This is a genomic window from Synechococcus sp. CS-1329, assembly GCF_025128055.1.
Taxonomy (GTDB): Bacteria; Cyanobacteriota; Cyanobacteriia; order PCC-6307; family Cyanobiaceae; genus Regnicoccus_A.
This window is the reverse complement of record NZ_JAHLYS010000025.1, coordinates 1-22,672: the sequence shown is the minus strand read 5'-3', so window position 1 is coordinate 22,672 and position 22,672 is coordinate 1. Positions and strand designations below refer to the sequence as shown.

The following is a 22,672-nucleotide window of genomic DNA, read 5'->3' as shown; positions in this document are numbered from 1 at the left end:
GATCCCTCCATTTGAGGGTGTCCTCCGGACCGGTTGGAGCAGCCCTGGTCAGTTTGGTGGGCGACCGGTGGCCCGCCGGGCCGTGGCGATCCAGGCGCGCACCTGGGTGGCGTCGGGCGTGGCCACCGCCGATCCGGTGAGGGAGCGCTGCAGCCGGCCCAGCTGGCGCAGCAGCTGCTGCGGCGACGCTTCGGCCAGCCCGGCGGAGCTGGCGATGCCCGCATACAACAGCAGGGCCGCCTGCTCAGGAGCCAGGCCCAGCTCACTGATCAGTCGGGCCTGGCCACGAAGCTTGATCAGCCGCTGCTCCGAGGCGCCGCAGCGGGCCAGGCGACGCAGGGCCAGGTCGCTCTGGGCCGCCAGCGAGGGCCAGTCCTTGAGGCCCGCCTGGCTCAACTGGCTCTGCTCAGCGCTGAAGTGGGGGGGAAGGACGAGCATGGCTCAGCGCAGCACCTGCACAGCCCCGCCGCTGAGGCTGCGGGTGGCCTCCGCCAGCACCACCGGCCGGCTCACGCCCGTGCCGGCCGTCTCCACCCGGCGCAGGCGCACATGCACCAGGCCATCACTGCTGCTGCGGCCGCTGGCGTGCAGATTGAGGGCCAGCTGCTCCACCGTGGGGGCGTAGGCCTCAGGCGAAATCTCAGCGCTGGCGGCGGCCACCACCAGGCTGGTGCCGTTGTCGAACACCACCGGCACGCTCACCGCTCCCTCCACCTGGATGCGGGGGCTGTAGCTGATGGCGAAGGCCAGGCAGGAGAGCGAGAGCAGGGCCGTGAAACTGGTGACCCCCACCAGGCGGAAGCGGAAGCCCCAGCCCTTGACGAAGCCGGCCACCATCAGCGCCGCCAGGATGCCGCTGGCGGCTCCGAGCCAGAGGCCGGCGGTGAGCAACAGCGGATCGACGGGCATGGCGGCCAGGGCGCAGGCGGAAACACCTTTATATTGCGGCGACCTCAGGCGGTGGCAGCGACGAGCCAATGGGGTCCCCGTCTTCGCCTGAAACGGGACCCCACTCCCGGAGCCGCCGCCATTCCCTGCTGCTGGTCGCCGCCCTCACCGGGAGCGCCACAGCAGGGCTGGTGGGCGCCTGGTGGGGGTCCGATCACCTGGCCCGCTGGGCCTACGACAGCTGGCGGCCGCGCCTGCAGCTGCTGGTGGCCCGCGGGCTGGGCCACCCCGTTGAGCTCGGGCCCTATGAGGGTCTGAGGCCCTGGGGGCTGAGCATCGGCCCCAGCAAGGTGCTGAGCGGCCCAGCTGACCGCTCCAACCTGAGTCTTGATGGGGTCGGCATCAGCCTCGACCCCCTGGCCAGCCTGGCCGAGCGGGCCCTGGTGGTGGACCTGCGGCCCAGGGGGGTTCGCCTGGGTCTGGTGCCCAACGCCGAGGGGCAGCTCTGGGTGTTCGGGCCGGCGGGCGACAAGCCGCCGCCACGGCTGACCCTCAACCTGCTGCTCGATCAGCCCGCGCGCCTGCAGCTGGGCTCCACCCCCCTGGAGCTGAAGGTGCAGGGCCGGGCGGGGGTGAGGCTGCACCAGCGCCGTGTCGACTGGCGCGCCACCGCCAGGCCCCGGGCCCAGGCCACGGCCGGCGCCAGCAACGGCCGGGCCCTGGTGCGGGGCTCGGCCAACTGGGGCAGCGGCGCCCTGCAGCTGGGCCTCGACCTGCGCCGCTGGGAACTGGCCCCCCTGCTGTCCCTGGTTCCCCGCACCAATCCCCCCCGCCAGCAGTCGCTGAAGGGAAGCGCCGATGGCCGCCTCGAGCTCAGCCGCAGCTCCGGCAGCACCAGTTGCCGTGGCTCCCTGCGCCTGGGGCAGCTGGAGCTGAAGGATCCCCTGCTGCCGGCGCCGCTCCAGGCCAGGCGCCTGACCGTTGGCTGCCGCGGGCAGCAGATCCAGCTGGAGGGAGACCCCTGGCAGATGGCGAACTGGCGCGGAACGGTGGCGGGCTCCCTGGTGCCCGGCAGTCGCTTCGACCTGCGCCTCACGGCCCGTGACCCCCAGCGCGGCGACCGGCTGGGGCTGGGGATCAACGGACCCTGGCAGCAGCCCCTGCTGGCGCTCGATGGCCACATCCCCCTGGGCAAGGGCACGCCCACCAGCCCCCAGCCGCTCAAGCTCAACGCCCGCCTGCGGGCCGACTGGCGCCAGAGCCTGCAGCTGCGGCTCGAAAGCCTGCGCCTGCGCTCCGGCCGCTCTGAACTCACAGCCCAGGGTCAGGTGTGGCCCCGCCTCGATGTGCGCAGCCAGCAGCTGCGCCTGCATCCCTCCCTCTGGCAGCCGGCCGGCGCCACCGCCCAGGCGCTGCTGGGTCAAGACGCCTGGCTGGAGGGTGGGCTGCAATGGGCTGGAACCGTGAACCGTCCCACCCTCAGCGCCACGCTCCAGCGGCAGGGGAGCACCCTGCTCACCCTCCAGGCCAGTGCGGGACCCAGCCCCGGCCGCGCTGGTCCCCTCGGCCGCCTGGAGGCACGTTTGACGGCCCCCTCCGGGCTGCGGCTGCAGGACACCCTGCTGCTGGGGGCCGCCAGCGCCGATCTGGCCTGGTCCGACGACCAGCTGAGGCTGCTGCGCTTCGAGAGTCCGGAGCTCAGCGCCGATGGCAGCCTTCCCCTGCGCTGGCAGCGACGGCGCGGGGTGGTGGTGGGCGATCTGGGCCTGAACCTGAACCTCAGGCCCTACGCCCTGGAACGGCTCGGCCCCCTGGTGGGCAGCACGCTCCAGGGGCAACTGAGCGCCAGGGGTCGCCTGCATGGACCCCTCTCGGCCCTGCGCCCCGACCTCAGGCTGCTGGTGCGGCAGCCCGGTGGCGGTCCGCTGCAGCTGCTGGAGAGCTGGGAGGGAACGCTCATGGCCCGCCCCGGTGGCGGCGGTGATCTGAACCTGGCGGCCTTGGCGCCGGCCCAGCCGGGCCGCCTCAAGGCCCGCCTCAACGGCTCCTGGCTGCCCACCCAGGTGGAGCTGCGCCGCCAGGGCGGGCTCCTGAGCCTGAACGGCGATGCCCGCCGCTACAACTGGCAGGCCAGCCGTTTCCCCCTGGCGGGCCTGCGGCTGGCCCTTGGGGGAACCCCCAGTCCCAGGGCCCTCGATGGGCTGCTGAGCGGCAAGGGAATCCTCGCCCTGCAACCGCTGGCGATGCAGGGCAGCCTGGCGCTGGAGCGGCCCTTGCTGCTGGGGCTGCGCGGCGAGCGGCTCGTCGCCTCCGGCCGCTACAGCGCCGGCCAGTTCCGCGTCAAGGGCGAGTTCACCCCCCTGGTGGGAGGCAGCGTGGCCCTCAGCGCCGATGGCCGCCCCCGGGGGCGCCTGCGCAGCCGCCTGCAGGGGCGGGATCTGCCCCTGCAACTGTTCCAGGACCTGGCCCAGGCGCTGGCGATCTGGCAGGGCGACACTCCCCCGCCTAAGGGCCGGGCCAGCGACCTGGGCACCCTCGTGATCGACACCCTCGGCGGCACCATCGATGGCCAGCTCCAGGCCCTGCGCCTGGCCCAGGCACGGCTGGCGGAATTCCGCCCCCCCACCACCGCCGGATCCCGGGTGCCGCTGGCGGATCTGGGCGGTCTGGTGGATCTCGACATCAGCCTGGCGGGGCCCGATCTGGAGCGGCTCAACCTGGATCTGGGTGCCAAGGGCCACCTCTGGCTGCGCGCCGCCGACCGGGACGAGGCCCTGGGGCTGGAGCCGTTCCAGGTGCGGCTGGAGGGGCCGATCCGCGGCGGGAAGGGGCGCTTCAGTCTCGAGAACCTTCCCCTGGCCCTGCTGGCCCTGGCCACGCCGGTACCCAGCAGCCTGCGGGGGGGGCTCAACCTGGAGGGCACGTACCAGCTGGCCTCAGCCGGCCGCGAGCGTTCGTTACGCACCAGCTTGAGCCTCAGCGACGCCAGCTTGAACGGCATTCCGCTGCGCCTCGAAGACACCACGGTGAGCCTGGAGGGGGAAGCCCTGGCCCTCTCGGCGTCCCTCAGCAGCGAAGGGGCCGACAGCCGCGTCGATCTCAGTGGCAGCATTCCCCTCGATCCCAGCGAAGAGGGGTTGAGGCTGCGACTCTCCAGCCGCGGCGATGGCCTGCGCTTCATCAGCACCCTGGTGGGACGCGGACTCCAGTGGCGCCAAGGCAGCGCCGACCTGGAACTGCTGATGCGCGGCAGCCTGCTCCAACCCCTGGCCAACGGCTTCCTCCGCTTCCGCGACAGCGAACTGGTGGTGGCCGGTCAGGAGATCAAGGACCTCCAGGCCACCGTCCTCTTCGATTTCGAGGAGCTGCTGGTGCAGGAGTTCAAGGCGCGCGTGGGCAGCCAGGGGGAACTGGAGGGCAGCGGCGGCCTCGGCCTCTTCCGCGACATTCCCCAGCGCCAGCCCCTCAGCCTGGCGATCAAGTCGGCGCGCATCAGCGCCGACCGCCTCAACGCCCTCACCGATGGCAGCCTCAGCCTGGGCGGCAGCCTGCTGCGGCCCCTGCTCAGCGGTGAACTGCGTCTGAGCAAGGGCACGATCAACGGCCAGCCCGGCAGCCTGGCCCAGGAGGATGAGAACGGAGTCCTCAAAGCCAAGCCGGCCCGACGCTTCGCGGAGGAATCGTGGAACTTCGAGAAGCCCCTGGTGCTGCTGGGGCCGGAGGTGGAGAGCGACACGGCCCTGGCCCTGCGCGATGCGATCCCACGGGTGGCCCTGCTGCGCCTGAACAACCTGCGCCTCAACCTCGGTCCCGATCTGCAGGTGGTGGTGCCACCGGTGGCCAGCTTCAGCACGGGCGGCACCCTCACCCTCAATGGCCCCATCGACCCCAGCCTCAGTGCCAGCGGGGTGGTGCGCCTGCTCAGCGGCCGCCTGAGCCTGTTCACCACCAATTTCACCCTCGATCCCGACGCCCCCAACGTGGCGGTGTTCACTCCGAGCCTGGGTCTGATCCCCTATGTCGACATCGCCATGCGCACCCGGGTCTCCGACTCGCTGCAGGTGGGCCGTGGCCGGGAGGCGGTCAACGACATCGACCTGCGCGGCGGCTACACCCCGCTGGATCAGCTCAACCTGGTCAAGGTGGTGGTGACGGTGGGCGGACCAGCCGACCGGATCGCTGAATCGCTGACGATCCGCAGCTCACCGCCCCTGCCCGAAGATCGGCTGGTGGCGCTGATCGGTGGCAATTCCCTCGCCGGCCTCAGCGGTGGCAACGCCACGACGGCCCTGGCCACGGTCTTCGGCCAGTCACTGCTCTCACCCCTGCTGGGAACCCTCACCAATGCCTTCGGCCAGCGGGTGAGCTTCTCGATCTTTCCCACCTTCGTCTCACCCGCGGTCAACGAAGTGGGAGACAACGCCTCGGGCTCCCGGCAGGACTCACGCCGGGCGCCGGCCCAGCTGGTGCTGGGCACGGAACTGGGTCTCGACCTCACCGAGCGCTTCAATTTCTCGGTGCTGGCGGCACCGAACCGCACCGACATTCCCCCCCAGCTCACCCTGCGCTATCAGGCCAGTGACACCCTGGGCCTGCAGGGGTCCTTCGACACCGAAGGGCGCTGGCAAGGCCAGCTGCAGTTGTTCTTCCGCTTCTGAGGAGACCCCGCCCAACCATGGAACTGATCGGTGTGGATCTGGGTGGCACCGCCATCAAGCTGGGTCGCTTCGATGGCAGCGGTGCCTGCCTGGCCGAACTGGAGTGCCCCACCCCCCGTCCGGCCCTGCCCGGAGCGGTGAGCACGGCGCTGGTGGAGGCGATCACGGCGGTGGATCCCGAAGGCAGGGCCGATCGGGTGGGGATCGGTCTGCCCGGACCGATGGACCGCAGCGGCCGGGTGGCGCGGGTGTCGATCAACCTGCCCGGCTGGCACGACGTGCCCCTGGCCGCCTGGCTGGAGCCCCAGCTGGGGCGGCGGGTGATCCTGGCCAACGATGCCAACTGCGCTCTGCTGGGGGAGGCCTGGCTGGGGGCCGCCCGTGGCCGCTCCGACGTGCTGCTGCTCACCCTGGGCACGGGTGTGGGCGGCGCGGCCCTGCTGGGGGGCCAGCTGTTCAGCGGCCGCGACGGGGCGGCGATGGAGCCCGGTCTGATCTGCGTGGACCCCGAGGGGCCGCCCTGCCACAGCGGCAACCGGGGCTCGCTCGAGCAGTTCTGCAGCATCACGGGGCTGGGGCGCCTCAGCCCGCTGGATCCCGTGGAGCTCTGCCGCCGCGCTGACGGCGGCGATGGCGAGGCCCTGGCGGTGTGGGAGCGCTACGGCCGCTGGTTGGGGATCGGCCTGAGTTCGCTGCTCTATGTGCTCACACCGGAGCTGGTGCTGCTCGGCGGTGGCCTCAGTGCCGCCAGTGATCACGTGCTGCCGGCGGTGTGGCGCGAGGTGGAGGAGCGGGTGCTGCCGGTGAGCCGCCAGGGCCTGGAGATCCGCCGCTGCGCCCTCGGCAACGGTGCCGGTCGGCTGGGGGCGGTGCGGCTGGCCCTGGAGGCGTTCCCCACCTGAGGCGCCGCCGCTGCGGCTGGAATGATGGATCGATGGCTTCCACCTCCTCCGGCCCATCCGCTCCATCCGCTGTCCCCGAGCCCAGCCCGGAGCTGCTCAGCCGCGCCGGGGCCGTGCGCCGGGCGGCCATGGCCCTGGGGCAATGCAGCGATGGCCAGCGGCGTCAGGCCCTGCTGGCGATGGCCCAGGGACTGGAGCACTCAGCAGACGCCATCGTGGCCGCCAACAGGGCCGATCTCGAGGCGGCGGCGGCGGAGCAGCTGGCGCCGGCCCTGGTGGCCCGCCTGCTGCTGGATGACAGCAAGCTCACCGGCGCAATCGAGGGGGTGCGGCAGCTGGCGGAGCTGGCCGATCCGATCGGCCGCCGCCAGCTGCACACCGAACTGGATGCCGGCCTGGTGCTGGAGCGGGTCACGGTGCCCCTGGGGGTGGTGGGGGTGATCTTCGAGGCCCGCCCCGACGCCCTGATCCAGATCGCCTCACTGGCCATCCGCTCCGGCAACGGCGCTCTGCTCAAAGGCGGGAGCGAGGCCAGTGGCAGCTGCGCGGCGATCTTCGCGGCCCTGCAGCAGGGCCTGGGGGCGAGCGCGGTGGATCCAGCCGCCCTCGCCCTGCTCACCAGCCGCCAGGAGAGCCTGGGAATGCTGCAGCTCGATGGGCTGGTGGATCTGATCATTCCCCGCGGCTCCAACGAACTGGTGCGCTTCATCCAGGACCACACCCGCATCCCCGTGCTCGGCCACGCCGATGGGGTCTGCCACCTGCTGGTGGACCGCTCGGTGGACCAGCAGCAGGCCCTGCGCATCGCCATCGACAGCAAGACCCAGTACTCGGCCGCCTGCAATGCGATCGAGACCCTGCTGGTGCACCAGGACGTGGCCGCGGCGTTCCTGCCGGCGGCCATCAGCGCCTTCAGCGCCGCTGGCGTGGAACTGCGGGGCTGCCCCCGCGCCTGTGCCCACGGGGTGGCGATTGCCGCCAGCGACGACGACTGGGGCCGGGAGTTCTCCGATCGGATCCTGGCGGTGAAGGTGGTGGAGCATCTGGAGGCGGCCCTGGAGCACATCGCCCGCCACGGCTCCCGCCACACCGACGCCATCTGCACCACCGACGCCGAGGCAGCCGGACGCTTCCTCTCAGCGGTGGACAGCGCCGGGGTCTATCTCAACTGCTCCACCCGCTTCGCCGATGGCTTCCGCTACGGCTTCGGCGCCGAGGTGGGCATCAGCACCCAGACGCTGCCGCCACGGGGACCCGTGGGGCTGGAGGGCCTGGTCACCTACCGCTACCGCCTGCGGGGCGAGGGCCACATCGCCGCCGACTACGCCAGCGGCCAGCGCCACTTCAGCCACCGTTCCCTACCCCTTTAAGCCCCCATGGCTGATCGAACCAGCCCTGAGCCCGCCCCCCTGCCGGGCCGCGAGGCGATCCACCTGCAGGGGCTGCGGCTCTGGGCCCACGTGGGCGTGCTCGAACAGGAGCGGGAGCTGGGCCAGTGGTTTGAGCTCTCGCTCAGCCTCTGGCACGATCTCGGGCCCGCCGGCCGCAGCGATCAGCTCGAGCTCAGCCTCGATTACAGCCTGGTGATCCAGGCCCTGCAGCAGCAGGCCCGCACGATCCGCTGCCTCACCCTGGAGCACTACAGCGAGCGGATGATGGAGTGCGTGGAAGGGCTTTACGGCCCCGTCAGCCAACGCCTGGTCCTGGGCAAATGCGCCGCGCCGGTGCCCGGCTTCAGTGGCCTGGTGCAGGTGGAGCGCTGGCGCCATGCGCCCCCCTCCAGCTGAAGCGATGGCTGCCCCCCCCCTGGTGCTGGTGCATGGGCTCTGGGATTCGCCCCGCCTGTTCCGGCGCCTGGAACAGCTCCTGGCGGGAGCGCGCGATCCTTTGCTCGTTCCCCACCTGAGCCACCGCCTCGGCGCCACGCCCCTGCTGGAGCTGGCCGAGCGGCTGGGGAAGGCCATCGAGGCACGCTTCGGATCCGAGGAACCGATCGATCTGCTCGGGTTCTCGATGGGCGGGGTGATCGGCCGCTGCTGGCTGCAGCTGCTGGGGGGAGAGGAGCGCACCCGCCGCTTCATCAGCGTGGCCAGCCCACAGCAGGGCACGATCACGGCCCAGCCCTGGCCGGCATTTCTGCTGGGGGGCATCGCCGACATGAAACCAGGCAGTCCGCTGCTGCGCCGGCTCAACGAGGAACCCCATGCTCTTGCGGGGGTGGACTGCCTGAGCTTCTACACCCCCACCGATCAGGTGGTGGTGCCGGGCTGGAAGGCGGTGCTGCCCTTCGGCCCGGCCCGGCCCTTGCCCGTAAGGCTGCACCAGAACGTGCTCAGCGCGCCGGCGTCGCTGGAGGTGCTGCGTCGGGAGTTGCTGCGCCCTTAACAACCTCCAGCGGCTCGCATCAGCCCACCATCAGGCCGCCACCAGCCCGGAATGGCGGATCAGGGCCTCAGGCGAGGGGGCCCGGCCGCGGAAGGCCTCGAACACTTCGGCGGGGCTGCGGCTGCCGCCCAGGCTGAGCACCGTGTCGCGGAAACGGCGGCCAGTGCTCTGGACCGCGGGCTCATCCTCGAGGCCCACCTCCTCAAAGGCGCTGAAGGCATCGGCACTGAGCACCTCAGCCCACTTGTAGGAGTAATAGCCGGCGGAATACCCCCCCGCGAAGATGTGGCCGAAGGCGCAGAGGAAGGCGTCCTCGGGAATGGGGGGCAGCACCGTGGTGGTGGCGGCGATCTGGCGGCGCAGATCCTCGGGGCTCAGGCCCGTGCCGGGGCTCCAGACGCTGTGCAGGCGCAGGTCCACCAGGGCGAAATGCACCTGGCGCAGGGTGGCGCTGCCGCCCATGAAGGTGCGGGCCGCCAGCAGCTTGGCGAATTCCGCCTCGGGCAACGGTTCAGCGGTCTGCCAGTGGCGGGCCATGCCCAGCAGGGTGGAGCGGTCGTAGCACCAGTTCTCCATGAACTGGCTGGGCAACTCCACCGCATCCCACTCCACGTGGTTGATGCCCGCCGCCTGGGGCCGCTCGACGGTGGTGAGCATGTGCTGGAGCCCATGGCCGAACTCGTGGAAGAGGGTTTCCACCTCCTCGAAGGTCATCAGGCTGGGGGTCTCACCCACCGGCGGGCTCTGGTTGCAGATCAGGTAGGCCACCGGCAGCACCGGGCGGCCGGCGGCATCGCTGCTGCGATCCAGACAGCTGTCCATCCAGGCCCCACCGCGCTTGCTGCCGGGCCGGCTGTAGGGATCGAGATAGAAGCTGGCGATGGCCTGGCCGCCACTGGCATCGAACACCCGGAAGAAACGCACATCGGCGTGCCACATCGGTGCCTCCCCGTCGGCGGCTTCGATGCGGATGTCGAACAGACGGCCGCAGAGGGCGAACAGACCATCCAGCACCCGCGGCAGCGGGAACCAGGGGCGCAGGGCCTCACCGTGCAGATCGAAGCTCTCGCGGCGCAGCACCTCAGCCCAGAAGCTCACGTCCCAGGGCCTGAGATCAGCGGCCTCAGGGGCGCCCTGGCGCGCGGCGCAGGCGGCGAGGGCCTGCAGCTCCCGCTGCGCCACCGGCAAGGAGGCCGCGCGCAGGTCTTCGAGCAGGGCTTCGACGGCGTCCACGGAGTGGGCCATCTTCGAGGCCAGGCTCACCTCGGCCCAGGTGGCGTAGCCCAGGCGCAGGGCCTGCTGGCCCTTGAGGGTGAGGATGCGCTCGATCAGCGGACGGTTGTCGAGGTCAGAAGAGGAGGCGCGGCTCACCTGGGCCTTGTAGAGCTGCTCGCGCAGGTCGCGGCAGCGGCTGTATTTGAGGAAGGGCATGGCCCGGGGCATGTCGAGGCCCAGCAGCCAGGGGCCTGTCTCGGCGCTGGCCTCACGGCCCTCGGCGTCGCTCAGGCCCGCCTCCCGCGCCGCCTGGGCCAGCAGCTGGCGCAGGCTTTCAGGCAGGCCCTCCACCTGCTCGGGCGTGTGCAGGGCCAGGGTCCAGCCGTTGGTGGCATCGAGCACGTGGTTGCCGAAGCGGGTGGCCAGTTCGGCGAGTTCCTCGCTGGCGGCGTTGAAGGCCGCCTGGACCTCCCCCTCCAGCGCCACGCCCCGCAGCTGCATCTCCAGCAGCTCGGCCGTGAGGATGCGCTCCTGGGTGGCATCAAGGGGCAGGCTGCCGGTCTGATGCTGCTGCTGCAGCCGCTCCAGGGCCCGGTACAGCGTGCGGCTCTGGCCGGCGCGGTTGCCGAAGGCCACCACGCCCCCCTGCTGGCTCTGGTGCGCCTCGCGCAGCTCAGGGCTGTTGCAGACGCCATTGAGGTGAGAGACCACACCCCAGCTCCAGCTCAGTCGCTCCCCCAGCCGCTGCAGCGGATCCATCACCTCAGCCCAGCTCAAGGGGGCGGCTGTGGCGGGCGAGGAGGAGTTGAGAGCCAGCTCCAGGCGTTGCTCCAGCTCACTCAGGCCGGTGTTGAGATCCTCCAGCAGGACAGGAATCTGCTGGCGCACCTGCTCGGGGCTGATGGCAGAAAACTCGGGCAGCCCCTCGCCGACCAGCAGAGGGGGCGCAAGCAGGGAGGCGCTCATGGGCGGTGAACCACGTCAGTGGGCCCATTCCAGCGGATCGGCGCCACGACGGCGGTTCAGCCGAGAGCGGAAAGCCGACCGATCGCCACCACGCTGGAGTTGCTCAGACCCTCCGCCAGAGCGGTGGTGGTGGCGCCGTAGAAGTCGATCGCCAGACGGGGCCAGAACCCGATCGCCAGGGTGGGCACCAGCAGCGAGAGGCCGATCACCAGCTCACGGGGCCTCATGTCGCCCACCACGGCCAGGGCCGGAATCCTGGGACCGAAGAACACCCGCCGGCAGAGCGAGAGCAGATACATGGGGGTGAGCACCAGACCAATGGCCGCCAGCACGATCGTCACCACCCGGAAGGGCACGGTGAAGCCGTCGTTGGAGGTGATCCCCAGGAACACGGTGATCTCACTGATGAAGCCGCTCATGCCTGGCAGGGCCAGGGAGGCGAGCGAACTGGCGAGGAAGAAGGCGAAAGTGATCGGCAGCACCTTGGCCAGGCCGCCCATGTTCGGGATCGAGAGGGTCTTGGTGCGCTCATAGAACACGCCTGTCACGAAGAACATCGAGGCCGCGATCAGGCCGTGGCTGATCATCTGCAGCATCGCCCCGCTCATGCCGAGGCTGTTGATCGCACCGATCCCGAGCAGAACAAAGCCCATGTGACTCACCGAGCTGCAGGCGATCCGTCGTTTGACGTTGTCCTGGGCGAAGGCATTGAGCGCGCCATAGACAATGTTGACGATGCCCAGCACCACCAGGGCCGGCGCCAGTTGCACGTGGGACTCAGGGAGCATCTGGACGTTGAAGCGCAGCAGCGCATATCCCCCCATCTTCAGCAGCACCCCCGCCAGCAGCATCGACACCGGAGCATTGGCCTCACCGTGGGCGTCGGGCAGCCAGGTGTGCAGGGGGAACATCGGTAATTTCACCCCGAAGCCGATCAGGAAGCCCAGATAACAGAGCAGTCCGAAAGTGCCGCCATAGGAACGCTGGCTGAGTTCCTGCAGGTTGAGGGTGAAGCCATCGCCTCCCAGGGCCAGGGCCAGGCCGCTGATCAGAATCAGCAGAGAGGCCGTGGCGGTGTAGAGGATGAACTTGGTGGCGGCGTACTGGCGCTGGGTGCCTCCCCAGATCGCGATCAACAGATACACCGGCACCAGCTCCAGTTCCCAGGCCAGGAAGAAGAGCAGGAAATCCTGAGAGAGAAACACCAGCGACTGAGCCGAGGCCTGCAGCAGCAGCAGACCGAAATAGAGCTGGGTCTTGCGCTCGATGTTCCAGCTGGCGGCCACAGCCATCAGGGTCACCAAGCCGCTGAGCACCACCAGAGGCGCCGAGAGGCCATCGGCTCCGAGCGACCACTCCAGGCCCAGCAGCGGCACCCAGGGCACCCGCTCCACCAGCTGCAGGCTGCTCAGTCCGCCGTCGAAGCGCTGGCTGAAGACCCAGAGCATCAGCAGCAGGTCGGCCAGTAGCACCACCAGGGCGATGGTGCGGGGCGCACGCGGATCGGTGCCATCCCCGGGAACCAGCGGCATCAGCAGAGCGCCGGCCGCCGGCAACAGGGCAATCAGGCTGAGCCAGGGGAAGGACGCGGGGAGGCTGGACGCAACCGTGAGGGGCAGAGTGGCGTCCATTCGAGCGTGCAGAAGGGTCGGTTGTAGCCGGGTGAACCGGCTTTCGGGCACTGAATGTATCAGTTAGGTAGTACTACTCATGGGCGCCCGCTCAGGGGCGATCGGGCAGGTCGTGCCAGCGGCTGCCGCTCAGCTGCACCCGCAGCACTTCGGCGCGGGAGGCCACCCCCTCACGTTCCCAGGCCGACACCATCGCTCGGCCCACGGCAGCGGCATGGTCGGCGCTGGAGAGGGCCAGCAGGCTCGGCCCGGCGCCACTGATCACACAGCCCCAGGCTCCGGCGTCCAGGGCCGCCTGGCGCACCTCGCGACCTCCCTGGATCAGTCCCCAGCGGTAGGGCTCATGCAGCCGGTCGTGCATGCCATCGGCGATCAGATCGCCGTTGCCGGTGCGCAGGCCCTGCAGCAGCAGCGTGAGCGAGCCCAGGTTGACCACGGCGTCGGGAATCGGGATCAGCTTGGGCATCACCCGCCTCGCCTCGCTGGTGGAGAGCCGGATGGCCGGGATCACCACCACCACCTTGACGCTCTCCTGCCACTCGCAGCGCACCACCCGCCAGCGGTGGGAAGCCGCCCGGGCGGTCATGCAGAGGCCACCCAGCAACGAAGGCACGACGTTGTCGGGATGGCCCTCGATGTCGATGGCCAGCTCCAGCAGTTTCTCCTTGCTCAGCGGTTCACCCACCAGGGCGTTGGCACCGATCAGCCCGGCCACGATCGCCGTGGCGCTGCTGCCCAGCCCCCGCGCCGGTGGCACCGCCAGCCGCACCCGGGCCTCCAGCGCCACCGGCTGCTGGCCCGCCTCCTTCCACACCCGCTGGGCGGAGCGATACACGAGGTTGTCGGGTCCACCGCGCAGGTGGGCGCCCTCGCTGCCCTCGATCAGCAGGTCGAAGCGTTCACCATCCCCCTCAATGCAGCGCAACTCGAAGCGGTTGTTCAGCTCCAGGGCCGCCCCCAGACAATCGAACCCTGGACCCAGGTTGGCGGTGGTCGCCGGCACATCCACCTGCACACCCTGCCCGATGCGGGGCCTCACCATCACAACCGTTCTGCTGGCGCCAGTGTCCCATTCAGCCCAGCAGCATCCGCGCCCGGCAGGCGGCGCTGAACAGACCGGCCGCCGGGTCGATCAGAGCCCGCAGGGGAATCTGCTCCAGCACCGGCGTCAGCCGGCCCTTGGCGCCGAAGGAGCCCAGAAAAGCCTGGGAACGCAGCTGGCTCAGCAGCTTGGCGGCGGTGCCACCCCCCAGCCAGAGGCCACCACGGCAGAGGCTCTGCAGGGCCAGGTCCCCCGCCACGGAGCCGTAGGCAGCCAGCCAGAGATCGAGGGCGGCGGCGGCCTGCGGATCGCCTTCGCCGGCGGCGATGGCCACCAGGGCCGGCAGGTCGGGGCGCTCCGCATCGCCACGGCGCTCGGCCAGGGCCCAGGCCTGCGCTGCCTGGGTCAGGCCGTGGCCGGCGCCGGATTCGTGGAGGAACCAGCGAAAGACATGGCCCAGACCGGTGCCACTGACGATCCGCTCGATCGAGACCCGCTCCAGGGCGAGATCCTGCTGCAGCCATTGCTTCAATCGCCACTCCCGCTCCAGCCGCGGCGAGAAATCGGCGTGGGCGGCCTCGCTGGCCAGGGCGATCAGGCCCCGGGGCCCCGGCACCCCGATGGCCACGCCGAGGCCGGTGCCAGCCCCGAGGATCGCCAGGGGGCCCGGCTGGGGCACTCCCTCGCGCACCAGCGCCTGCTGCGACTCCCCCAGATGCGGCAGCCCATAAATCAGCACGGCGAAGTCGTTCACCAGCTCCAGACGCTCCAGGCCGCAGGCGGTCGCCAGCTCCAGCTCATCGAGCTGCCAGGGCAGGTTGGTGAGCCGCACCCGCCCGTCCTGCACCGGCCCGGCAATCGCCAGACAGCCATGGCTTGGGGCCTCGGACCCGGCCTCAGCGCCGGCGAGGAACTGACGCAGCAGAGCGGAGAAATCGTCCCAGGCAGCTGAGGCGAAGCGCTCGCAGCGCAGCTGCACCATCTGGCCCTCCTCCAGCCGGTAGGTGGCCAGCAGGGTCTTGGTGCCACCGATGTCGCCGGCCAGGAGGATGGTCATGGGGAAATCAGGCGATGGACTCCCATCAGGGCGCGACGGCCTCGAGGCCCAGGCCAGCGGCGCGGGTTTCAGTGGCGGCCCGAGCCGCCGCCACCAATGCAGAGGTCTGAACGCTGCCGAGGTCGCCGTCGCGGCGGGAGCGCAGGCTGACGCTGCCCTGCTGGGCCTCCTTGGCGCCGATCACCCCCAGCAGCGGGATCTTCTGTTGCTCGCCGGTGCGAATCAGTTTGCCGAGGCGATCACCGCTGCGATCGATCACGGCCCGCACCCCGGCGGAGCGCAGCTGCTCCAGCACCTGCTCGGCATAGGGGATCACCTCATCGGTGACCGGCAGCAGGCGCACCTGCTCGGGGGCCAGCCAGAAGGGGAAATCGCCGGCGTAGTTCTCCACCATGATCCCGAAAAACCGCTCCAGCGAGCCGAAGATGGCGCGGTGAATCATGATCGGTCGCTGACGGCTGCCGTCGGCTGCCACGTAGTGGAGATCGAAGCGCTCAGGCAGGTTGAAATCGAGCTGAATCGTGGAGCACTGCCAGAGGCGGCCGATGGCATCCTCGATCTTGATGTCGATCTTGGGGCCGTAGAACGCTCCGCCGCCCTCATCCACTTTGTAGGCCCAGCCCTTGCGATCGAGCGCCTCGATCAGGCCGGCGGTGGCCAGCTCCCAGACCGCATCTTCACCGATTGATTTCTCAGGCCGGGTCGAGAGATTGATCTCGTAGGTGTTGAAATCAAAGCTGGAGAGGATTGTCTCGGTGAGGTTGAGCACCCCGAGGATCTCATCACCGATCTGCTCGGGCAGGCAGAAGATGTGGGCATCATCCTGGGTGAAGCCGCGCACCCGCATCAGCCCATGCATGACGCCGGGCCGCTCGTAGCGGTACACCGTGCCCAGCTCGGCCCAGCGGATCGGCAGCTCGCGGTAGGAGTGCAGGCTGCTGGCGTAGGTGAGCACGTGGAACGGGCAGTTCATCGGCTTGAGCTGATACTGGCGCTCGTCGACTGCCATCGGCCCGAACATGCTCTCGCTGTAGAAGTCGAGGTGGCCGGAGGTTTTCCAGAGGCTCAGGTCAGCCACATGGGGGGTGTACAGCAGCTCGTAGCCCGCCGCGAAGTGAGCCTGGCGCCAGAAGTCTTCGATCAGCAGGCGCATGCGGGCGCCGCGGGGGTGCCAGAACACCAGCCCGGCGCCGGCCTCATCCTCGATCGAGAAGAGCTGGAGGTCGGTGCCGAGGCGGCGGTGATCGCGGCGCAGGGCCTCGGCCTTGCGGTGCTTGTACTCGGCCAGCTGCTCCGCGGTCTGCCAGGCGGTGCCGTAGATGCGCTGCAGCTGGGCCTTGGTTTCATCACCGCGCCAGTAGGCACCGGCCACGCTCTCGAGCTCGAAGGCCTTGGGGTTGAGTTCGCTGGTGTTGGCCACATGGGGGCCGGCGCAGAGGTCCCACCACTGCTCGCCCAGGGTGTACAGCGTGATCGGCTCCTGGATCCCCGCCAGGATCTCCAGCTTGTAGGGCTCGTTCTGAGCCCTGATGCGCTCCTCCGCCTCCTGGCGGCTCACCTCGAGGCACTGCAGCGGCAGCTTGCGGGCGATGATCTTGCCCATCTCCTTCTTGATGGCCTTGAGATCGGCCTCGGTGAAGGGTTCAGGGTTGTCGAAGTCGTAGTAGAAGCCGTTCTCGGTCCAGGGTCCGATCGTGACCTGGGCGCTGGGGAAGAGCGTCTGCACCGCCATGGCCAGCACATGGCTCATGGAGTGGCGGATGCGCAACAGCTCCGGGCTCTCGCTGGTGCGCGGCAGGCGCAGGCGGGTGGCGCCGCCGCCCTGGTTCAGCGCCGACTCCGGGCTCGGGCCAGGGCCAGCGGCCGGGAGCGTCGACGGGGATGGGGACACGGAATCGAGCCAGGCCAGGGTCGATCCTACGCATCGGATTCGGCCCTGCCGTCCGATGGATTCCTAAGGTTGATCGGTGAGCAATCTTCCCCCCACACCGGATTCGACCCCCAGGCCGGAGGCTGCGGGCGAGCTGCTCGACCAGCTGCTGGGTTCGCTGCTGCTGGATTTCGACTTCTGGTTCGATCGCGGCCTGCTGCTGCTCCAGCACTGCCCGGAGAGCGTGATGAGCAGTGGCGACCAGGAGGCTCTGGCCGATCGTCTGAACACCGCCCGCAAGGAGCTGGTGGCCGCCAGGAGCCTGCGCTCGGCCGCACCGGTGAGCATGGCCCTCGACATGCAGGCCATGGCCCCCTGGCACCGCCTGGTGCTGAGCGTCTGGAATCTCTCGGCGGAGCTGCGCCAGGCCGGGGTGGGGCTGCCCGAGCTGCCCCCACCACCCCAGCCTTGAAACGAGCGGCCGCCCCTGGGATGCGCCTGCAGCGCCGCCATGTGGCGCCTGGCTATCTGCTCTGGGCCCTGGGGCTGTTCGGGGTCTGCGGTCTGCAGCGCTTCTATGCGCGCAAGCCCCTGAGCGGCACCCTCTGGTTGCTCACCTTCGGCCTTTGCTACATCGGCCAGCTGGTGGATCTGTTCCTGATTGCGGAGCTGGTGGACCAGGCCAACCAGCCGCTGCTGCTCCAGGACGCGCTCGCGGCCCTTGAGGCCGGGGCTCCCGCCAACGCCCTGCCGCCCCTCGATCGCCAGTTGCTGGCCCTGGCCCGGCGCGCCGGACCCGCGGGCTTCACCTACAACGACGCCCTGCTCGAGTGCCAGCTCCCCCGCGACACCCCGCGCGCGCGGGTGCGCGACGAGATCGAGCGGCTGATGCACGACGATCTGCTCGATGTGGGCAATGACGACCGCGGCCGGGTGGTCTACCGGGAGCCCTGATCAACCCAGACGGTTGTCGGCCCGGGGCTGTGGCTGTGGGGCTTGAGCGTGAAGCTGCTCCTTGAAGAAGCGGCGCAGCTCCGTTGCGCTCTTGACGGGCTGGCCATAGGCACTGCCGCCGTGCTGCAGGGGAAAGGAGGCCCACTCCCAGGCCAGGCGGGCCATGGACTCATCACAGAGCTGGCCCCGGTCGATCGCGGTGAGGACACCGCGCCGCTCAGCCAGGTAGAGAGCGGCCTGGTCCTGATTGGCCGGCCCGAAGCCGCGCAGACTGAGGCTGCGGCTGGCGGCCTTCCAGGTGGCCGGCAGCATCTGGTAAGCCCCGGCGGCGGCACTGGCGTAGCGCTTCACCACCACGGTGTCTGGGTGCTTCTCGAGGGAGGAGAACAGCTCGCCGCCGTAGAGGGTGCGGTAGCCCTCAGCGGACCCATTGGTCCAGGTGCCCTCAGCGAAGCGGATCGTGGCCAGAAAGGCCCTGCGCTGGCGGGTCATGGGGAAGCGGGCCGCGCTCCTGGGGACCTGGGCCTGGACCTGGGCCTGGACCTGGACTGCGGCCATGGCGGTCTCTGGCGGGGGCGGCAGGGCAGCCAGGGCAGCGCCGTAGCGGCTGGAGATCAGTGCCGGCAGGGCCAGCAGGATGGCCGTGGTGCCCAGGGCCTCCAAGGGCCCACGGCTTGATCCCTGACCTGCCATACAGAACGCAACACTTTTAGATGAAGAAATTGTGCTTGTCGTCACACCCGTCCGGCGCTGGATCGCCTATCGCCTCGACAAATCGAAGTTGATGTGCACCATCCACAGCCCGCCGCATCCCCCGGGGCGGAATCAGGCGTCAGCACTGGCGGCACCGAGGTGCCGCTACCACGCTACAGCGAATGCGCAAGCCCCCCTTCCAAAGGATCAACTGATCAGTTCAGCTGATCCATTCAGGGCCTGTGATCAGCGTGAAGGCAGGAATCCCATGGCCGCACGCACCCGCTCCAGGGAGGCCTCGGCCACGGCACTGGCCCGCTCCCGGCCGCTGCGCAACACCTGATCCAGATAGCCCGGTTCGGCGAGGATCGCCGCATAGCGCTCCTGCAGGGGGCGCAGGGCCTCCACCGCCGCCTCCGCCAGCAGGGGCTTGAACTGACCCCAGCCCATCGGAGCGCACTCCCGCGCGGCCACCTCGCGGCCCACTCCGCTCAGCAGCGCATAGAGCCCCAGCAGGTTGTCGGCCTCAGGGCGCTCGGGATTGCCGAACTCCAGCCCCAGCACCGGATCGGTCTTGGCCCGCTTGATCTTGCGGGTGATCAGCTCAGGGGGGTCGAGCAGGTTGAGGCGGGAGCCCTCGTTGGGGTCGCTCTTGCTCATCTTGCTGCGGCCATCCTGCAGGCTCATCACCCGGGCCCCTTCAGCCAGGATCAGCGGCTCGGGCACCTTCAGCAGCGGCCGGTCCTCGGGGGCAAAGCGGGCGTTGATGCGTTGCTGGGCAATGTCGCGGGCCAGCTCCAGGTGCTGCTTCTGGTCTTCGCCCACCGGCACCAGATCGGCGTCGTAGAGAAGGATGTCGGCCGCCATCAGCACGGGGTAATCCAGCAGCCCCACCGAGACGTTCTCGCCCTGTTTGCGCGCCTTCTCCTTGAACTGGATCATCCGCTCCAGCCAGTTCAGCGGAGTCACGCAGTTCAGCAGCCAGGTGAGCTCGCTGTGGGCCGTGACCTGGCTCTGAACGAAAACGCTGGAACGCTCGGGGTCGATGCCGCTGGCCAGGTAGAGCGCGGCGGTGCGGCGCGTGTTCTCCGCCAGCAGCGCCGGATCGTGGGGCACCGTGATGGCATGGAGATCCACCACACAAAAAAACGTGTCGTGGTCGTCCTGGAGGCTGACCCAGTTGCGAATGGCCCCGAGCCAGTTGCCCAGGTGCAGGGCACCGGTGGGTTGGACACCGGAGAGAACCCGGGGCCTGGCGCTCACGGTTGCGTCTCAGCCGTTTCGCTGCTCTTGCTGGTTTCGCTGATCGCCTCAGGCTGGCTCGTGACCTGCTCCGGCTCAGAGATCACCACCTCGAGGGCCTGATCGGGCTCAGGGGCCTGATCGGGAGCGTCGACGCCATCGGCGCTCGGCTCCAGCTCAGCGGCCGCGGCCTGGGGACGGCTGGGGCGCGCAAAGGGATCAGGACGGCTGGAGGCGCGGCGCTCACCCCGGCCCTCGGCGGGGGCCCGCCGGGCCCTCTGTCCGTCGCGGGGGGTGCCTTCACTGCGGGCGGCGCCGCCCTGGGCGCGGTGCTCCGCGAGCAGGGCCTCCAGCTGACCCTGCTCCAGCAGTTGGGCCACGGTGCGGATCGAGAAGCCCAGAGCCGCCACGGGGGAGCGGAGCTGGAAGGCTTCCTGAACGGCCTGGGCCGCCCGCTGCTCGTTCTCGCTCAGGCGGATGCGGAAACCACCGGCGTCGCGCTCACGACCGCCGCCGGCACCGGCGCCACCACCGCCCCGGCCCGTCTCGATGCGCCGGGTCCGAGCGGACTGATCCTGCTCAGGCTGGGGCGTTGCTGCTGTGTTCTCGTCGGCCATGGCCGGAGCCTTCAATCAGGGGGCAAGTGTGCCGCATCAACGGTTCACGGGGCCACGAGCCAGAGCAGCCGCTGGGACTCGCCGCTGCCGGCGCGGGGGAGCACCAGCAGCGGCAACGGCCGTGGACCTGGAGCGGTCAGGGACTGGCGGTAGCGGGCCAGGAAGGCGAGATAGGTGGGCAGGGTCCAGCCGCCATGGCCCCGCTCCTGCGCCTGCCAGTGCCGTTTCAGGGCCAGCCGGCAGGCCTCCTCACCGAACTCCCGCCAGCAGTGGGCCTCTGCCGCCGCAGGGCTCAGACCCTGGCGGCAGCACTGGCGGAAGGCCTCCAGCTCGGGGGCCTCAGCCGTGCAATCGGGTGGCAATTCCGCCGCCAGACGCTCCACCGCCAGCACCTGAAGCTGCAACCAGCAGCGATCCAGCACCAGCACCGGCAGCCCGCCGTGCCAGTGCTGCTCCTGTTGCTGCAGCAGCAGCAGGCGCGCCAGCTCCAGCTCCAGGCGGGGGGTGAGCTTCAGACTGGCGGCCTGGGCCGTCTCCACCATGGCAAGGCCGCTGGACCCACCCAGTCTGGAGGGGATCCAGGCAGCCTGGGCAGGAGTGGGCGGCTGAGCTAGAGAGACACTGCTCAGGCAGCGTCCGACTCCCTTGACCACCCCCGCCGCCTCCCCCTCCGCCGCCTCCCCGGACAGCGGCGCTGTCACCCCAGCAACGCAGGGCGACTCCAGTGGATGGAACTGGCGGCCGGGAATGCCCTGGATGCCGGCGGCCCTGGTGCTGGCCGGCGGTCTGCTGCTGGGCGACAGCCTGCATGGCAGCTTCTCCGGAATCGTGGTGGTGGCCGCGGCGGCTGGGGGCCTCTGGTGGCTCAGCCGTGGCAAGGCCACGATCCAGCCCAGGCTTCCCTCCCACTGGAACGGTTGGATCGATCGCTGCGACGGGCTGCTGACTCAGTTCGAGCGGCTGCAGCCCCCTGGGGCCGACCCCGCCGCCGCGGCCGAGCACCAGGGCCGGCAGCAGCAGCTGCAGCAGCTGCGCGAGCGGCAGCCACGCCAGCAACTGCAGGTGGGACTGGCCGGAGTCAGCCTGCCGCCCGCCGGCCTGCAGCCGGAGTTGATCCGCGCACTCAGGCCCCCCCTGCCCCTCCGCCTGCACTGGGGTCACCCCCTGCCGAGCCACAGCCCCCACTGGCGCTGGCCATGGCTGTTCCAGCAGTGCGATCTGCTGCTCATCCATCTCGAGACCCCCCTGCGGGCGGCTGAGCTGCGCTGGCTCGAATCCCTGCCCGCGGGCCAGGCCGTGTTTCTGCTGGTCGTCAGCCGCGGTCCCTCACGGCAACCAGACCTGCTCCGCGAGTTGAGTGCCCAGTTGCCGGGCTCGCTGGTCGATCAGGTGCTGCTCTGGAGCGGCGAAGAGGAGCAGCTCAGCGCCGCCCTTGAACCCTGCAGCCGGATGCTGCGCTCCCGCGGCCGAAGCCTGCTGCTGCAGACCGAGCTGCGCCTGCTGGAAGCCCTGCATGCGCAGTGGCAGACCAAGCTGGAGAGCCTGAGGCGCGCGCAGCTCGATGGGCTGGTGCGGCGCACCCAGTGGCTGGTGGCCGCCGGGGTCTTCGCGGCCCCGATGCCCAGCGTCGATCTGCTGGTGCTGGCGGTGGCCAACGGTCTGATGCTCAAGGAGATGGCGCAGCTGTGGGATTGCCCCTGGCAGCTGGCCCAGTTGCGGGAGGCCGCCACCGAGCTGGCCAAGGCAGCCCTCGCCCTGGGGGTGACGGAGTGGACCAGCCAGGCCCTGCTCTCGGCCATGCGCCTGGAGGGAACCACCTGGCTGGTGGGGGGAGCGCTGCAGGCCCTGAGCGCCGCCTACCTGACCCGGGTGGTGGCCCACGCCATGGCCGATGTGCTCGCGCTCTCCAGCGGGGTGCCCGAACTGGATGTGCAGGCCCTGCGCCAGCAGGCACCCCTGCTGGTGGCCAAAGCCGCCGAGGCGGAGCGGCTCGATTGGCAGGGGTTCCTCAGCCAGGGCCAGGCCTGGTGGCGCACAGCTTCTTCATGAAGTCTTGATGAAGTTGTTGATGAACTTCTTTCTATACAGGCAACGATTCAAGAGTTTCACCGGCCTGATCGGAGGCTTTGCCTAGCTTCAGAGGGCGCCTGGCGATTGAACAGATCGTGGGGCGAGTCCATCCCGCACTCATTCCTCCAATGACCACCGCCGTTCGCAGCGGACGCGCTGGCAGCTGGGACAGTTTCTGTCAGTGGGTCACCTCCACCAACAACCGAATTTACGTCGGTTGGTTCGGTGTGCTGATGATTCCCTGCCTCCTGGCTGCCACGATCTGCTTCATCGTGGCCTTCATCGCCGCCCCCCCCGTCGACATCGACGGCATCCGTGAGCCCGTCGCTGGCTCCCTGCTCTACGGCAACAACATCATCTCCGGTGCTGTTGTTCCCTCCAGCAACGCCATCGGCCTGCACTTCTACCCGATCTGGGAAGCCGCCAGCCTCGACGAGTGGCTGTACAACGGCGGTCCCTACCAGCTGGTGATCTTCCACTTC

General features: G+C 69.9%; 19 protein-coding genes and 1 pseudogene. 9 read left to right on the top strand and 11 right to left on the bottom strand.

Annotated elements, in window-relative coordinates:
• Positions 1–48: 48 nt before the first annotated feature.
• Both KQ304_RS04990 and KQ304_RS04985 read right to left on the bottom strand, forming a co-directional pair.
• Positions 49–438: a DUF4332 domain-containing protein gene (locus KQ304_RS04990; protein WP_259736014.1), complete on the bottom strand. Its 390-nt coding sequence runs from the start codon at positions 436–438 to the stop codon at positions 49–51.
• A 3-nt stretch (positions 439–441) separates the two neighbouring features.
• Positions 442–909, bottom strand: coding sequence for a Ycf51 family protein (locus KQ304_RS04985; RefSeq protein WP_259736013.1), 468 nt, complete (start codon positions 907–909; stop codon positions 442–444).
• Between the two features lie 68 nt (positions 910–977).
• Between KQ304_RS04985 and KQ304_RS04980 the strand changes: the two genes are divergently transcribed.
• From KQ304_RS04980 to KQ304_RS04960, 5 genes are read left to right on the top strand one after another with little or no spacing between them, the layout of a single operon-like run.
• The gene (locus KQ304_RS04980) at positions 978–5,546 is read left to right on the top strand and encodes a translocation/assembly module TamB domain-containing protein (protein WP_259736012.1); all 4,569 of its coding nucleotides are present in this window, start codon (positions 978–980) and stop codon (positions 5,544–5,546) included.
• Between the two features lie 17 nt (positions 5,547–5,563).
• Positions 5,564–6,448 carry an ROK family protein gene (locus tag KQ304_RS04975; protein ID WP_259736011.1) on the top strand — a complete coding sequence of 295 codons (885 nt, stop codon included), beginning with the start codon at positions 5,564–5,566 and terminating at the stop codon, positions 6,446–6,448.
• A 32-nt stretch (positions 6,449–6,480) separates the two neighbouring features.
• A complete protein-coding gene (locus tag KQ304_RS04970) occupies positions 6,481–7,818 on the top strand; it encodes a glutamate-5-semialdehyde dehydrogenase (RefSeq protein ID WP_259736010.1) in 1,338 nt (445 codons plus the stop codon).
• A gap of 6 nt (positions 7,819–7,824) precedes the next feature.
• On the top strand, positions 7,825–8,235 hold the full coding sequence (locus KQ304_RS04965) for a dihydroneopterin aldolase (RefSeq protein WP_259736009.1): 411 nt from the start codon (positions 7,825–7,827) through the stop codon (positions 8,233–8,235).
• A gap of 4 nt (positions 8,236–8,239) precedes the next feature.
• Positions 8,240–8,833, top strand: coding sequence for a triacylglycerol lipase (locus KQ304_RS04960; RefSeq protein WP_259736008.1), 594 nt, complete (start codon positions 8,240–8,242; stop codon positions 8,831–8,833).
• 30 nt (positions 8,834–8,863) lie between these two features.
• On the opposite strand, the gene KQ304_RS04955 is transcribed toward KQ304_RS04960, so the two are convergent.
• The 5 genes from KQ304_RS04955 to thrS form a co-directional block, all read right to left on the bottom strand.
• Positions 8,864–11,014, bottom strand: coding sequence for a M3 family metallopeptidase (locus tag KQ304_RS04955; protein WP_259736007.1), 2,151 nt, complete (start codon positions 11,012–11,014; stop codon positions 8,864–8,866).
• Between the two features lie 56 nt (positions 11,015–11,070).
• Positions 11,071–12,645: an NAD(P)H-quinone oxidoreductase subunit 4 gene (locus KQ304_RS04950; RefSeq protein ID WP_259736006.1), complete on the bottom strand. Its 1,575-nt coding sequence runs from the start codon at positions 12,643–12,645 to the stop codon at positions 11,071–11,073.
• Positions 12,646–12,736: 91 nt separating this feature from the next.
• Positions 12,737–13,687 (bottom strand): homoserine kinase, encoded by a 951-nt coding sequence (thrB, locus tag KQ304_RS04945; RefSeq protein ID WP_259736005.1) that lies wholly within the window; start codon positions 13,685–13,687, stop codon positions 12,737–12,739.
• 31 nt (positions 13,688–13,718) lie between these two features.
• Positions 13,719–14,744, bottom strand: coding sequence for a glucokinase (locus KQ304_RS04940; protein ID WP_259736004.1), 1,026 nt, complete (start codon positions 14,742–14,744; stop codon positions 13,719–13,721).
• Between the two features lie 25 nt (positions 14,745–14,769).
• Entirely contained in the window at positions 14,770–16,494 is a 1,725-nt protein-coding gene (thrS, locus tag KQ304_RS04935) for a threonine--tRNA ligase (RefSeq protein WP_259736021.1), read from the bottom strand.
• A gap of 217 nt (positions 16,495–16,711) precedes the next feature.
• Here thrS and KQ304_RS04930 point away from each other — a divergent pair, with 217 nt between their 5' ends.
• Together KQ304_RS04930 and KQ304_RS04925 are read left to right on the top strand one after the other, a co-directional pair.
• Entirely contained in the window at positions 16,712–17,086 is a 375-nt protein-coding gene (locus KQ304_RS04930) for a DUF2605 family protein (protein WP_259736003.1), read from the top strand.
• Positions 17,083–17,568, top strand: coding sequence for a TM2 domain-containing protein (locus KQ304_RS04925; protein ID WP_259736002.1), 486 nt, complete (start codon positions 17,083–17,085; stop codon positions 17,566–17,568). Before KQ304_RS04930 ends, KQ304_RS04925 begins: the two co-directional genes overlap by 4 nt.
• Here the strand turns inward: KQ304_RS04925 and KQ304_RS04920 are convergent, their stop codons facing one another.
• From KQ304_RS04920 to KQ304_RS04905, 4 genes are all read right to left on the bottom strand, one after another.
• The gene (locus KQ304_RS04920) at positions 17,569–18,231 is read right to left on the bottom strand and encodes a glycoside hydrolase family 104 protein (protein ID WP_259736001.1); all 663 of its coding nucleotides are present in this window, start codon (positions 18,229–18,231) and stop codon (positions 17,569–17,571) included.
• Between the two features lie 276 nt (positions 18,232–18,507).
• Entirely contained in the window at positions 18,508–19,524 is a 1,017-nt protein-coding gene (trpS, locus tag KQ304_RS04915) for a tryptophan--tRNA ligase (protein ID WP_259736000.1), read from the bottom strand.
• The gene (locus KQ304_RS04910) at positions 19,521–20,120 is read right to left on the bottom strand and encodes a hypothetical protein (RefSeq protein WP_259735999.1); all 600 of its coding nucleotides are present in this window, start codon (positions 20,118–20,120) and stop codon (positions 19,521–19,523) included. The genes trpS and KQ304_RS04910 overlap by 4 nt, the downstream gene beginning before the upstream one ends.
• A 44-nt stretch (positions 20,121–20,164) precedes the next feature.
• On the bottom strand, positions 20,165–20,662 hold the full coding sequence (locus tag KQ304_RS04905; protein WP_259735998.1) for a hypothetical protein: 498 nt from the start codon (positions 20,660–20,662) through the stop codon (positions 20,165–20,167).
• Between the two features lie 103 nt (positions 20,663–20,765).
• On the opposite strand from KQ304_RS04905, the gene KQ304_RS04900 reads away from it, so the two are divergent.
• Together KQ304_RS04900 and KQ304_RS04895 are read left to right on the top strand one after the other, a co-directional pair.
• Positions 20,766–22,169 carry a YcjF family protein gene (locus KQ304_RS04900; protein WP_259735997.1) on the top strand — a complete coding sequence of 468 codons (1,404 nt, stop codon included), beginning with the start codon at positions 20,766–20,768 and terminating at the stop codon, positions 22,167–22,169.
• A gap of 149 nt (positions 22,170–22,318) precedes the next feature.
• Positions 22,319–22,672: pseudogene (locus tag KQ304_RS04895) on the top strand (photosystem II q(b) protein); the annotation flags it as partial.

Coding starts and splice junctions, on each gene's coding strand:
- KQ304_RS04990 (WP_259736014.1), bottom strand. CDS start 438: ATGCTCGTCCTTCCCCCCCACTTCAGCGCTGAGCAGAGCCAGTTGAGC.
- KQ304_RS04985 (WP_259736013.1), bottom strand. CDS start 909: ATGCCCGTCGATCCGCTGTTGCTCACCGCCGGCCTCTGGCTCGGAGCC.
- KQ304_RS04980 (WP_259736012.1), top strand. CDS start 978: ATGGGGTCCCCGTCTTCGCCTGAAACGGGACCCCACTCCCGGAGCCGC.
- KQ304_RS04975 (WP_259736011.1), top strand. CDS start 5,564: ATGGAACTGATCGGTGTGGATCTGGGTGGCACCGCCATCAAGCTGGGT.
- KQ304_RS04970 (WP_259736010.1), top strand. CDS start 6,481: ATGGCTTCCACCTCCTCCGGCCCATCCGCTCCATCCGCTGTCCCCGAG.
- KQ304_RS04965 (WP_259736009.1), top strand. CDS start 7,825: ATGGCTGATCGAACCAGCCCTGAGCCCGCCCCCCTGCCGGGCCGCGAG.
- KQ304_RS04960 (WP_259736008.1), top strand. CDS start 8,240: ATGGCTGCCCCCCCCCTGGTGCTGGTGCATGGGCTCTGGGATTCGCCC.
- KQ304_RS04955 (WP_259736007.1), bottom strand. CDS start 11,014: ATGAGCGCCTCCCTGCTTGCGCCCCCTCTGCTGGTCGGCGAGGGGCTG.
- KQ304_RS04950 (WP_259736006.1), bottom strand. CDS start 12,645: ATGGACGCCACTCTGCCCCTCACGGTTGCGTCCAGCCTCCCCGCGTCC.
- thrB (WP_259736005.1), bottom strand. CDS start 13,687: ATGGTGAGGCCCCGCATCGGGCAGGGTGTGCAGGTGGATGTGCCGGCG.
- KQ304_RS04940 (WP_259736004.1), bottom strand. CDS start 14,744: ATGACCATCCTCCTGGCCGGCGACATCGGTGGCACCAAGACCCTGCTG.
- thrS (WP_259736021.1), bottom strand. CDS start 16,494: ATGAGCCATGTGCTGGCCATGGCGGTGCAGACGCTCTTCCCCAGCGCC.
- KQ304_RS04910 (WP_259735999.1), bottom strand. CDS start 20,120: ATGGCCGACGAGAACACAGCAGCAACGCCCCAGCCTGAGCAGGATCAG.
- KQ304_RS04905 (WP_259735998.1), bottom strand. CDS start 20,662: ATGGTGGAGACGGCCCAGGCCGCCAGTCTGAAGCTCACCCCCCGCCTG.